We start from the raw sequence: 12,457 nt of genomic DNA, 5'->3' as shown, positions 1-12,457 counted from the left end.
AGGTCAAACCATCACTGGAGCCGTTATACATCCATACTCTATGAAGTTAGGCTCAGCACCGTTTGCGCAAGAGCATCTCCCTGATGCTCCAGCGTAGCAACCTTCGCCAGCAGCTCTGCCTGCTCTTCACGCTGCCGGGTCGTCCAGTTGGCTCTGGGGGCAGTGCCCGTTGTTCGGAGTATAGCCGGGTCTAACATCTCCTTATAGTATTTATCCAGCAGACCAGCCATTTCCCCATAGATTGCCGACATCTCTTCCAAGGCTGCCTGTTGTTTCGGGTCATGCACTAGCGGCAGAGAGCCCCGTAAGTAGGCGGCGGCGCAGCGGCGGGCATCTGCCAGGGCCATCATGCAGAAGTGATTGACAGATAACCTGCGGCTGAAGGCTTCTTTGTCGGCTGCGGCATACCAAGGGTGGTCCAGGAGTCCCTCTCTCCATAGCTCCAGCGCTTTGTATCCTACAGCATAAGTGCTGTTGCTGGCTATGGCCTCAGCCTGCATAGATTCGAGCTTAAGGCGGAGCGATGCATACAGATTCTCAAGCGCAGACGGGGCTGCTGACTGATCGCCAAGGCGAATCAACCGGTAAGGCCATTGATCCACATGGAGATACCCCTGGCTTATCCTCATATGAGCCTGGAATTCAGGATCAGCTTCAAGCTCACTGAAGGTCTCATCGTCAAAATAACTGCGGCACAGCAGCACATCCCCCTCCGCCAGATATCCTGTAATGACCCCCCACTCCGGCGCTACTCTGAGGTTAATGGCAAGGGGCAGTCTGCCTTGGCGGATATCCTCCAGAATCGCCAGCTTCTCGGCTGTGCGCTGCTGCGGCTCTAACCGGTTGGCCCGGTAGGCGCTTAGTCCATAAGCTTTGCAGGCGGGAATAGAGTAGTCATAGACGACAAGGGCATCCGCAGCGCTGTAATCCCATACCGGTTCAAAAGCCGCTCTCCAGCAGGCTCCTGAATGGCCCATCACCTGCTCATAGGTGGTCTCTATGCCTCTGGCGGTAAGAGCGAGCGTCATGGCTCCTGCCCAGGAGCAATCCTGTCCCCGTCCGAAGCCCAGCCGCGGAATCCCTTCAATGATGCATTGATCCCGGGAGGAGCGGGTCTGATAGAGATGGCAGCGGTCCTGGCTGTAATGAATCTGTTCGCCTTCCGCGCAGCTTACGGCATGAATACCTTCTGCATTCAGGTAGACCAGCAGCAGGTAGTCCTGCCCCCCACAGCCGATCAGACTGGGAAACAGCTCATGTGTGGCGGTGAACTGAGTCCAGCGGAAATGCTCGTAATGCTTCATTTTGGCCGCAACGCTGCGGTGTGCCTGTTCATTTCCATAATGCGCAGCAATAATCTGCAGCTCATTATGGCTTGGGACATACCCGTTCGAATGAATATCTATCGTAAGCAGCTGGTCCTTCAGTACAAAGGTCGAGTACATACCGTCAGGGGTCTCATAGGTGACAAGCAGCAGCTTCAGGCGGCCGTCATTCCAGGAGTGGGGAAAGAGGTGCTCCCCAGGAATTAAGCTTAAGCGGTCTGAGGCAACGAACTGGTTCACAAGCTGGGTAACCTCCAGCTCCTGCTGACCATCCGTATAGATCGCAGAGAGCACCACAAGCTCCTGGGGCAGCAGAATGCTGTCAATCGAGTGATTGAGTGCGGCGGATAGCAAGGGAAGGGTGGCCGTCTCCGGCAGAGATTTGCCGGTCTCCCACTTGGATACCGCCTGGGCGCTGACATGGAGCAGTTCCGCTAATTGTTCCTGGGACAAGCCTTTTGTTTTGCGGAGGGTAGCAATCCGTTTACCAACTTTTTCGCTAACGATCATGCGCAGTACAACTCCTATAATGGATTCCGACGTCGTAAGTCTATTATAATATCAGCTCTCAAAATAACCCATATACTGGAGTAGGGCATGCGGTTTAACAAAATCAACTGTAAGTTGAGGCAAGCAGTTATACGCCAACCAGCCCCTTCCCAATATGGCTATGTTCCTCCTTAACCATGATAAACAAGTGGAAACGGCATTGCCGTCCTTTTGAGGGACGGTACCGTTTCAGCGAGAAATAGAAGGATAAGTTATCGTGTGCAACATATAAATTCTTATATTTTTAAAAAAGACTTGTTCTTCTGAAGAATTCATGATATATTACTTCTTGCGTTGCATTGAATGTTTTCTTTGCGGTCATGGCGGAATTGGCAGACGCGCTGGCTTCAGGTGCCAGTGGTAGCAATATCGTGGAGGTTCGAGTCCTCTTGACCGCATCATAGTTTTAACCGTAATGCAAGCGAAGGCCCTTCTTAAATGAAGGGTCTTTTTTTTGCTGAGAAAAGAATGTATGCGAACAAAATGTGCTGATGACAACGCGAACGTTACAAAGCCCCCTTCCCCCACATCCAAGTGGTAGAAAGGGGGCTGCCGCATGATCATGCACGCATCATCGCCGCTGCGAGGCCACGCGCTAGACTACTCCTGCCAGATGTCAGCAATCCGCACCGGCTGGCCGGTCTTCATAGAGCGGTTAGCGGCAATGCCGGTCATAATCGACATCGCACCGTCCTTATGCGAAGCTGCGCGGTTGAAGCGATCCTCCTGCTTTTTGTCGAAAATATCGCTCAGCAGTACCGGATCACCGCCGCCGTGTCCACCGCTGCTGCTCTCGAACTCTACGCGGTAAGGCTCCTTGAAGTGCGGATAGATCATAATGCTGACGCCTTCCAGCGCGCCTTCGTTTTCTTTTGAACCGCCGGAATTGACGTAGGACTGCTCTGTAATCCGCACCTCCATCCGGCCCTGTGTACCGTTGAACACGATGATGAAGCCCTCCCACGGCATATATGCGTTAAGTGAATAGTTCATGACGGTCTTGTTCTTGTACTTGACCATGACATTCATAGTGTCCTCGATGCTGATATTGTCCCCGAACACACTCTGGTCACGCTGGTATCCGTCCTCGTGCTCGGCATCCAGGTACATGCTCTTCAGATGTTCGTTACGGTCCAAATGTAGCGCGAACGGGTCGTTCTCGGCAGCCTTGCTGCCGTAGGCACGCTGGTAGAACTCGGTGATGCCCCGTTTCTCGGCATTCTCTCTGCCGTAGAAGCGCAGGTCGCCCATGGCGAAAACGGTGTCCGGCTGTGACCCCAGCCAGAAGTTCATCAGGTCAAAGTGATGTGTCGATTTGTGCACCAAGAGGCCGCCGCTGTTCCGCTTGTCGCGGTGCCATCTGCGGAAATAGTCCGCTCCATGCTGGGTATTCAGCAGCCATTCGAAGTTCACGGACAGAATTTCGCCCAGCACGCCGTCCATAATGACCTCACGGATCTTCGTGTTATGCGGCGCGTAGCGGTAGTTGAAGGTTACCCGCAGATTCTTGCCGGTGCGCTCGATCGCATCGAAGATCTCCCAGCACTTCTCCTCATCAATTGTCATCGGCTTCTCGGAAATGACATCACAGCCCAGCTCCATCGCGCGGATGATATACTTGTGATGTGTCCGGTCAATCGTAGTCACCAGCACGAAGTCGGGCCGGGTCTCGGTGATCATCCGGTCGAAGTCTTCTGCCTTGTACGTAGGGACCTCATGGTAATCGTATTTGCTTGTAAGCATATGATTGGCGAAATTCATCCGCGTCTGATTGACATCACAGAAGGCCACCAGCTCGGAGGTTTCGTTGTAAGCGGTAACAAGAGCGCCATAGAAAAATTCAGCCCGGCCGCCGGTGCCGACAAGTGCATATTTCTTTTTGGACAAGGGGATCACTCCATTTACTTGGATTTGATTCTATTTTATAGTATAGAAAATGCAGAAAGTGAACGGTATTTAGTCTTTTTAACTCAAAAGTGTGCATATCTTATCCTGGCAGGGGGCATAGTGCAGGGTGGAACCTATCTTTCAGATTGAGCAGCTGAAGCGCATCGGATATTTCAATATGGACACCGACCATTTCCATGATTTCTACGAAATCTATTATCTGCTGTCCGGGCAGCGTCACTATTATATCCGCAACGGAAGGTATGCGCTGGAGGCTGGAGACCTCGTATTTATTAACAAAAATCACCTGCACCGTACAACCGGCGGAAGCCATCTGCCGCATGAGCGGGTGCTGATCAGCTTCAATGATACCTACCTGGAGCCGGTGGCACCCCGGGCAGACTGGATGAATGTGTTCGAAGGCGAGAGCTTCCTGCTGCGGCCCACGGCCCATGAACAGGGAGTCATCACAGATCTGCTCCAAGCGATGCAGGAGGAACAAAAGGAGAGCCTGCGATGGAGCACTGAGTATACAAGAACGCTGCTGCTGCAACTGCTGATTACGCTGGAGCGGATACAGAGGGCGAAGCCCGACCTGGTCTCACCGGAGCAGAGCGAGGGGCAGCGCCGGGTGTACAGCATCATCGAGTATCTGGACAACCATTACAGCGAGCGGCTGAGCCTTGGGGGAATTGCCGAGCGGTTCTTCATCAGCGCAACGTATCTGTGCCGGATTTTCAAGCAGACGACAGGCTTCACTATCATTGAATACCTGAATGTTGTCCGCATCCGTGAGGCGAAGGCGCTGCTTACACAGACGAAGTGGCCGATCACCCGGGTGGCGGCGGAGACAGGATTTGAGAGCATTGCCCATTTCGGGCGCGTATTCAAGGCCACCACAGGGCGTTCTCCCCTCCAGTACCGTAAGCAGCACAGGGGTTGAAGATAACGGCTCGCATCAGCCATCCGTTATTTCATTCGACACTCGCTGCGAATATGTTACATATTTTTCAATCTCTTACGCCGGAGATGTCTTATAATAGTGAAGGATTAAATACAAATATTGGGGTGTGTTATGAAAATGAAATCAGGGGGCCTCTGGCTTGCTGCCGCCATGCTTGCCGTAACTGTAACCGGGTGTTCTTCAGACAATGCAGGTCCCTCATCAGAAGATATGGAGAAGCTGAAGACAGAGGTTAGTGAGCTGCAGAAGGAGAACAAGTTCCTAAAAGAACAGAATGAAATGTTAAAGGAGAGCCTGGTAAAGCCTGTGACAGCGGAAGAGGAGGGCGGTACGGCTGAACTTCTTACTACCGGAGACAACCCCGCAGCGGCTGATTCCGGCGATGAACACAAGCAGATCGTAAAAGGCACGCCGCTGGTTATTGAGGGGACGGGTGAGTATACCGTTACCAAGACCTCTTTTGGCAAGAAGATTATTCCATCAAATCCGGGATCTTTCTACACCTACTATGAAGCCAAGGAACCGGGCACAACCTATCTGGCGATCACACTGAAAGTGAAGAACCTGGCAGGTGAAGCTATGAATGCAGACGAAGTAGCGGATGTGAAGGTCAAATACGACAATAAATACGAGTATAGTACCTTCGATACCATTGAAGAGAAAGGCGGGGAAGACTTCACCTATACCAGTCTTTCGAGGATTGAACCGCTGAAGAACGGCACGCTGGTGTTCCTGGCTGAGGTTCCCGATGAAGTGAAGTCCAGCGGCAAGCCGCTATATGCGGACTTCGGGATAAAGGGCGAAACCTACCGCTATATGATTACGAAATAAGAGAAGAGCCTGTGCGGCCGCAGAAGGATCTGTGGTTTAGCATAGGCTCTTTATTGATGTTAAGGAATTAGTCCTGAGCGAAAAAAGCCGGCAGATACTCCCTGTTCGCCTCCAGCATCTCATCCAGCATGGCGATGGCAACCTCCACGGAAGGGACAAGCGGGTGGTGTGCCAGGGCTTGAATGGCCAGGCTGCGGTCTCCGGTGACAGCGGCGTCGATGGCGAGCTGCTCGTAGACTTTAACGGCGTGAATCAGTCCCTTGGCCATCGGCGGAATCTTCGTCAGCGGCAGCGGAAGGGGGCCAGTCTTCGTGACGACGCAGTTCACCTCGATGCTGGCATCGTCCGGCAGGAAGTTTAAGATGCCCCGGTTTGCCACATTCAGCGTCTGAATATCATTGGTCCCGTTATAGAGCGAGCGCATCAGGTTCACAGCCGCTTCCGAATAAAAGGCTCCGCCGCGCTGCTCCAGCTGCTTCGGCTTCTCGTCCAGCGCAAGGTCGCCGTAGATGGCGAACAGCTCCTCTTCCACCCGCTTGACGACTTCAGCGCGGTTCCCGCCTTGCGCAGCGGCTTCCTGCTGCTCCGCGAGCATCGCATCGGTCATGTAGAAGTACTTCAGATAATACGAAGGCAAGGCGTGCAGCGATTGCAGGAACTCCGGGTTCCATTCGCGTGCCGGAACATTCTTTGCACTGTAGCCGGCGGTATCCTCCAGCATCTCCTGCAGCTTGTCTTCACCCTCCACATCAATCCGGGTAATCCAGTGCAGGTGGTTCAGGCCAACGAACTCGGCGTAGATCCGTTCCGGGGCAGCGTCATATTTAGCCGATACCTGCTTGATCAAGCCGATGGGGGCATTGCACAGGCCGATGCTCTTCACCTTGGAGTACCGCAGCACGGCTTCGGTAACCATGCCTGCGGGGTTAGTGAAGTTGAGCAGCCAGGCGTCCGGTGCCAGCTCCTCGATATCCCGGCAGATACCGAGAATGACCGGGATGGTGCGCAGCGCCTTCAGCATGCCGCCGGGGCCGGTTGTCTCTTGGCCGATCACGCCGTATTTCAGCGGAATCGCCTCGTCGCGGGCACGGGCATCCAGCATCCCGACACGGATCTGCGTGCTGACGAAGTCCGCACCGGCAATGGCCTCGCGGCGATCCGTGGTAAGATGGACCTCGATCGGCAGGCCGGACTTCTCCACCATACGCTTCGCCAGAGCGCCCACGATGTTCAGCTTATGCAGGCCTGCCTCAATATCTACAAGCCATAGCTCCCGGACCGGCAGCTCCTTATGATGCAGAATGAAGCCTTCTACCAGTTCTGGAGTATAAGAAGACCCTCCGCCGATGACGGCAATCTTAAGACCTTGGTTCGCTGTCACAATGAATCACTCCTGTCTGGTGGTAGTGGGAATAAGCTCGAACTCCCTGTAAGCACGCATCGTCTCATACATAGCCTGGTTGACGGTGATCCCGTCCCCCTCAAGCGCTGACCATAGAGCGCCGACCACGGGCTCGGTGGAGAGGGTGACTACTGACGCGCCTGGCGCCGCTTCATGCACGGCCTGCTCAATCGGACCGCGAATCCAGCCCCGGTCGCCCCGGGTCAGCAGGCTGCCGGCCAGCACAACATCGAATTCATCGTTCTCCATGCTGAGACGATGAATGACGGCCGCTGCGGCCTTGCCCAGCTCTACGCCTTGGCGGTTCAGGATCGCAAGCGCTGGGGCATCGCCCTCCGACGCTGCCGGGAAAAGCAGGCGGGCCGCATCCAGCGGCACCTGCTTCCCGTGATCGAGGAAGTCATCGTACATGTCATCCACCCGCTTATAGCCGAGCAGCTTCAGGAGCGGCTCCGTCAGCAGTGTGGAGCCCTCACGGCCGTCCCAGGCCCGGATGACTGTTCGGAACACCTCGATATTCAGCGCGCCGCCGCCGCCGAAATCGCCGTACATATAATCGAAGCCGCCGCACTGGAAGTGGCGGCCCTGCGGACTCAGGCCTGCCGCATTAGTGCCGGTGCCGCAGATCAGGGCTACGCCGTAGGGGCGGTCCGTCCCCGCCCGCAGGCCGATCATCGTATCGCCGCTGATCGTGTAATTCGTGAAGCCGATCCGGCGGATCATCGGATGCAGAATATTATAATCGGTCTGGCGGTCCGCCCCGGCCAGCCCAAGGCAGGCATGGCGGAGCTGATCCAGCCGGAGCCCGGCTTCGGCCAGCGCGCCGGAGGCTGCTTCGCGGATGCTTGCTTCAGCCTGCTGCACGCTGGTCTGGTGATTGCCGTTGCCGCTCCTGCCCTTGCCAAGAATATGTCCATGCTCATCGCATAGCAGGGCGTAGGTTTTGCTGCCTCCCCCATCGATCCCCAAGTAGTAAGCCAATGTTTGTCACTCCTAAACGTTCAAAGTGTATAGAATACAACTAGCGCTGAATATTCGCGCCCCCGCGGGTGGATTCCCGCACAATCAGCTCCGGGTCGATCCGGATAGCGGAGCCGCGCTTCATCTCTCCGCTGATCCGGCGCAGCAGCATGTCGGCGGCGGCAACTCCGATCTTGTCCGCCGGCTGGCGCACGGTGGTCAGATGCGGGTGGAGCTGGGAGGCGATATAGTGGTCGTCGTAGCCGACTACAGCAACCTCCTCCGGCACCTGAACGCCCGCCTCCATCAGGGCATTGATCACCCCGAGGGCGATATTGTCATCTCCGGCGAATACGGCCCCCGGCAGCTTAGCCTCAGCAAGCCAGCGCTGCGCGGTATCATAGCCCATGGCGATCTCGAATTCGCCGTGCACGATCTCGAACGGGGCGAGGCCCTGCTCCTGCAGCGCCTGCAGGAAGCCCGCGCGACGCTCCCGCGTACTGCGGAACATCTCCTGCCCGCAGAGATGGGCGATGGAGGTATGCCCCAGCTCCAGCAGGTGGCTGGCTGCGGCATACCCGCCCTTGAAGTTGTCGATGGTGATGGAGTAGCTGTCATTCTCCGGCAGCTGGTTGTCGATCAGCACATAGGGAATGCCCCGGCGCTTCAGCTCGACAATATAATGGTCCTCATTAATCGGGGATAGCAGGATGAGTCCGTCCACCCGGTCTTCCTGGATCAGATAGTGGCTCTCGCCGGAGCCGATGCCATCTGACACAGAGATAGCCAGATAATACCCGTGCAGGGCCAACGTCTCATTCAGCTCCTTGACCACGGCATCGAAGAAGGAGTCCTGCAGGGTCGTTACGATCAGGCCGATGATGCCGGTCTTGCCGCTGGCCAGACTGCGGGCTGCCGCATTCGGGCGGTAATCCAGCTCCTTGATCGCGTCGAGCACCTTCTGGCGGTTGCTCTCCCGCACTGACGTTGCTCCGTTTAAGACCCGTGATACGGTGACCACGGACAGCCCTGATTTTTTGGCCACATCAAAAATACTCACTTTCATCTCAAGCGCTCCTTGCGGCGGATTTGCCGGTGCTTATAAAATATAAGAATTTATATGTTGCCCACGATAACTTATCCTTCTATTTCTCGCTGAAACGGTACCGTCCTTTAAAAGGACGGCAAAGCCGTTTCCACTTGTTCTATCTCCAGTATACAGGCCGCACCGGGGTTCCGCTAAACATATAACCATCGCCGGTCCGCTACCGCTTGATGATCTCCGTGACCTTCTTCTGAATCACCGGCATCACCTCTTCCAGGGTCTTGTGCCCTGTCTCGACCGGCTGCAGCTCATTGATGAACATGTCGTTGATCTGCGAGTAGTTGGTGATTAGATGGTTGTAGGATTCATAGCCGTATTTGACCGCGCCCTCGTAGACCTTCTTCACATCCTCCGGATCAATGCCGTCGAAATGCTTGTAATATACCTCAGCCGCTTCCGTATTCACAGGCGGATTGCCGCCGCTCAGCTCGATGGACTTCTCCTGGACTTCAGTGGTCATCAGATATTCGATCCATTCAAAAGCCTCCTTCGGATGCTTCGAGTCCTTCAGTATCAGCAGCGGATCAACGAACAGCGTGCTGCGCACCTTGTCGTTGCCTCCCCAAGGCACGGCGGCTACGCCGATTTTGAACGGGAAGTCGTTAGCCCCCGCGAGGTTCCAGGAGCCGCCGATGGACATGCCGATCTTGCCTGCGACGAACGGGTCGCCGTTCTGTCCGGCAACGCTTTTGCTCCATTCGGAGGTTGGGGATACCTTCTCCTTGAACACAAGGTCGAACAGCTTCTGGTACGCGGCGATCACCTCCGGGGAATCAAAATGCGTCTCGGACGGGACGCCGCCGTTGGTCCAGGTATCCTCGGAGTAAGGCTCAGCCCCGAAGTACAGCGGCCGCATATCCCGCTCCGCCCAGGTGAAGTCTACGCCGTACTGTGTTTTGGCAATATCGTCCGAGACGAGCGTCATCTTCCTGGCATCCTCCACCATGCGGTCAAATGTCCAGCTCTTATCTTCATAATCGCTTGGCGGGTAGGAGACGCCTGCGGCATCGAACATATCCTTGTTGTAGAGCATCAAGGTGACGTACATATTAACAGGTATGCCGTAAGTATGACCGTTTACAGTATAGATTTTCATCAGATTCTCAGGGATGCTGTAGTCCTCCGCCTTGAAGCCGTCCTCCTTAATGAGGTCCGTCAGATCCAGCAGCATACCCTTGTTATAATATTCGGCAAAACCGCCGTATCCGTAATGACTCGTCACATCCGGGGAATTACCGCCGGCAATCAGTGTCTGCAGCTTGCTGTCGAATTGCTCATACGGTGCCTTCTCTACCTTGACCTTGATGTTCGGATGCGCCTTCTCGAAATCCGGGATCAGCTTCTCGATAAAAGTCCGGTCCTCGGAATCAATCGTATAGTGGGATATCGTCACTTGCTTCCCCGGATCGCCAGTATTCCCGGCTCCGCTGTCTCCATCCGCCACATTGCCTGCCGACTTGCCGCCGCCGCAGCCCGCCAAGATTGTAGTTACTGTCAGGGCTGTTGCCAGCAGCAGCGCATACCTTTTACTTTTCGTGATATTGTTCATTGTCCAATCCCTCCTGATTTCAAGTGTGGTAACCCGGATTGCTTTGATGTCTTACTTGATACCGGTCAGTACGATGCCTTCGACGAACTGCTTCTGGGCGATGGCGAACAGGGTGACGATTGGAACCATAGCCAGGACGGAGGCGACCATCAGCAGATGCCACGGCGGAATGCGGAAGCGCGATGAGGTGAGGGAGGCCATTCCGACCGGAAGTGTGAATTTGTCCGATGAGCTTAGATAGAGCACAGGGGTCAACAGATCATTCCAGCTATAGATAAAAGCAAAGATCGCAACCGTCGCCAGCGCCGGCGCCGACAACGGCAGTGCGATGGTCCGCCACATCCTCAGCTCGCCGCAGCCGTCTATACGTCCAGCGTCGAACAGCTCCTCAGGCAGCGTGGAGAAGAACTGCCGCAGCAGGAAGATGTTATAGGCTGAGCCGAAGAAGGCAGGGACAATCAGCGGCAGGAAGGTGTCGATCCACTGCATCTGAGAGAACAGCACGAACTGCGGAATCATAATGGCCGGATAAGGCAGCATCATCGTGCTCAGCAGCAGGATGAACCAGAAGCTGTTGCCGCGTCCCCGGTATCTGGCGAACCCGTAAGCGACCAGTGCTGATGAGAGCAGGGTGCCGAATACAGAGAAACCGGCGATGATCAGACTGTTCTTATACAGTGTGCCGAACTGCAGCGTGTCAAAAATATCCGCATAATTGCTCCAGGCCCAGCTCTCCGGCAGAAAGGTCGGCGGGAACCTCAGCATCTCCCGTTTCGACTTCAGCGAGGTGGAGACCATGAAGAACAGCGGCAGCAGCATGAGGAACGTTGTAAGGAGCAGCGCGGTGAAGCTGGCAATCTTAACGGGCTTGATTCTACGGTGCAGCCGGGAGGGCGGACCAAGCGGGCGGGTGGCCTTGACGGTGCTCATCGGCGGTTGCCTCCTTCATAATGGACATAACGGCGCGACAGTCTCATAATGACCGCCGTGAACAGCATGACGACAATCAGCAGCACCCAGGCAAGCGCGGAGGAGTATCCGGCGTGGTATTCCTTGAAGGCACTGGTATACAGATTGTAGACGTAGAACCAGGTAGAGTAATTGGGGCCGCCCTGCGTCATGACGAAGGCTTGCGTGAAGACCTGGAAGGAGTCGATCAGACCCATAATCAGCTGGAACAGCAGGACAGGCGAGATCATCGGCAGCGTAATATTCAGGAAAATGCGGAAGCGTCCTGCGCCGTCCAGATTGGCGGCTTCAATCAGGCTGGCCGGAACGCCCTGCAGACCGGCGAGGAAGAGAATCATGCCTGAGCCAGCTGTCCAGAGGGACATGATAATTAGGGCATACAGTGCTGTATCGGGGTTCATCAGCCATGCCGGGCCGTGAATGCCGAACCAGGAGAGCATATAATTGAAGAGGCCGATCTGCGGATTGAAAATCCAGTACCAGAGGAGTGACATGGCCACGCCCGAGACCATGCTGGGGAAATACATCGCTGTGCGGAAGAAGCCGCGCCAGGGGATAGTCTGATGCAGCAGCAGGGCGAATCCCAGTCCAAGCAGCAGCTGCACCGGCACACTGATGAAGGTGTACCTGAGTGTGACCTTCACAGAACGCCAGAACAGCTCATTGTGGAACATCTCCGTGTAGTTGGCAAGGCCGATGAATTTGGGCGGATGAATGATATCATAGTCGGTGAAGCTGTAGTACAGCGAAGACAGGATCGGGTACAGAGCGAAGATCAGGAAGCCGATCAGCCACGGGGAGATGAATAGATACATGTAGAACGTTTGCCGCCGGCTCTCACTCTTAATCACGGACACACCAGCCTTTCCTTTTTAAAAGTATAAGCGCTTAAACTTTAGGGGGAAATGAAAAATCG

10 protein-coding genes and 1 tRNA gene are annotated in these 12,457 nt (G+C 55.2%); 3 read left to right on the top strand and 8 right to left on the bottom strand.

All coding sequences use genetic code 11. The features are described from left to right. Nucleotides 1–38: 38 nt before the first annotated feature. Nucleotides 39–1,835 (bottom strand): helix-turn-helix domain-containing protein, encoded by a 1,797-nt coding sequence (locus MKX63_RS03130; protein WP_341015222.1) that lies wholly within the window; start codon nucleotides 1,833–1,835, stop codon nucleotides 39–41. Nucleotides 1,836–2,188: 353 nt separating this feature from the next. Between MKX63_RS03130 and MKX63_RS03125 the strand changes: the two genes are divergently transcribed. Beyond that, nucleotides 2,189–2,272, top strand: a tRNA-Leu gene (locus MKX63_RS03125). A 202-nt stretch (nucleotides 2,273–2,474) separates the two neighbouring features. On the opposite strand, the gene MKX63_RS03120 is transcribed toward MKX63_RS03125, so the two are convergent. Next, the gene (locus MKX63_RS03120; protein ID WP_341015221.1) at nucleotides 2,475–3,761 is read right to left on the bottom strand and encodes a Gfo/Idh/MocA family protein; all 1,287 of its coding nucleotides are present in this window, start codon (nucleotides 3,759–3,761) and stop codon (nucleotides 2,475–2,477) included. 127 nt (nucleotides 3,762–3,888) lie between these two features. Between MKX63_RS03120 and MKX63_RS03115 the strand changes: the two genes are divergently transcribed. After that, the gene (locus tag MKX63_RS03115) at nucleotides 3,889–4,704 is read left to right on the top strand and encodes an AraC family transcriptional regulator (protein WP_341015220.1); all 816 of its coding nucleotides are present in this window, start codon (nucleotides 3,889–3,891) and stop codon (nucleotides 4,702–4,704) included. Nucleotides 4,705–4,836: 132 nt separating this feature from the next. Further along, the gene (locus MKX63_RS03110) at nucleotides 4,837–5,556 is read left to right on the top strand and encodes a bZIP transcription factor (RefSeq protein ID WP_341015218.1); all 720 of its coding nucleotides are present in this window, start codon (nucleotides 4,837–4,839) and stop codon (nucleotides 5,554–5,556) included. A gap of 67 nt (nucleotides 5,557–5,623) precedes the next feature. Here MKX63_RS03110 and MKX63_RS03105 read toward each other — a convergent pair whose 3' ends face one another. The 6 genes from MKX63_RS03105 to MKX63_RS03080 all read right to left on the bottom strand — a co-directional run bounded on the left by MKX63_RS03105 (nucleotide 5,624) and on the right by MKX63_RS03080 (nucleotide 12,398). After that, entirely contained in the window at nucleotides 5,624–6,937 is a 1,314-nt protein-coding gene (locus MKX63_RS03105) for a 6-phospho-beta-glucosidase (protein ID WP_341015216.1), read from the bottom strand. 6 nt (nucleotides 6,938–6,943) lie between these two features. Beyond that, on the bottom strand, nucleotides 6,944–7,939 hold the full coding sequence (locus tag MKX63_RS03100; RefSeq protein ID WP_341015215.1) for an N-acetylglucosamine kinase: 996 nt from the start codon (nucleotides 7,937–7,939) through the stop codon (nucleotides 6,944–6,946). 40 nt (nucleotides 7,940–7,979) lie between these two features. Beyond that, a complete protein-coding gene (locus tag MKX63_RS03095; RefSeq protein ID WP_341015213.1) occupies nucleotides 7,980–8,984 on the bottom strand; it encodes a LacI family DNA-binding transcriptional regulator in 1,005 nt (334 codons plus the stop codon). A 199-nt stretch (nucleotides 8,985–9,183) separates the two neighbouring features. Beyond that, complete coding sequence (locus tag MKX63_RS03090; protein ID WP_341015211.1) at nucleotides 9,184–10,572, bottom strand: ABC transporter substrate-binding protein; 1,389 nt, start codon at nucleotides 10,570–10,572, stop codon at nucleotides 9,184–9,186. 51 nt (nucleotides 10,573–10,623) lie between these two features. Then, nucleotides 10,624–11,502 (bottom strand): carbohydrate ABC transporter permease, encoded by an 879-nt coding sequence (locus MKX63_RS03085; RefSeq protein ID WP_341015209.1) that lies wholly within the window; start codon nucleotides 11,500–11,502, stop codon nucleotides 10,624–10,626. Next, nucleotides 11,499–12,398: a carbohydrate ABC transporter permease gene (locus tag MKX63_RS03080; protein WP_341015207.1), complete on the bottom strand. Its 900-nt coding sequence runs from the start codon at nucleotides 12,396–12,398 to the stop codon at nucleotides 11,499–11,501. Before MKX63_RS03080 ends, MKX63_RS03085 begins: the two co-directional genes overlap by 4 nt. Between the last annotated feature and the right edge of the window lie 59 nt (nucleotides 12,399–12,457).

The organism is Paenibacillus sp. FSL R7-0179 (genome assembly GCF_038002265.1).
GTDB lineage: Bacteria > Bacillota > Bacilli > Paenibacillales > Paenibacillaceae > Paenibacillus_AQ.
The sequence above is the reverse complement of the archived record's forward strand: the minus strand, read 5'-3'. Positions and strand labels throughout refer to the sequence as shown.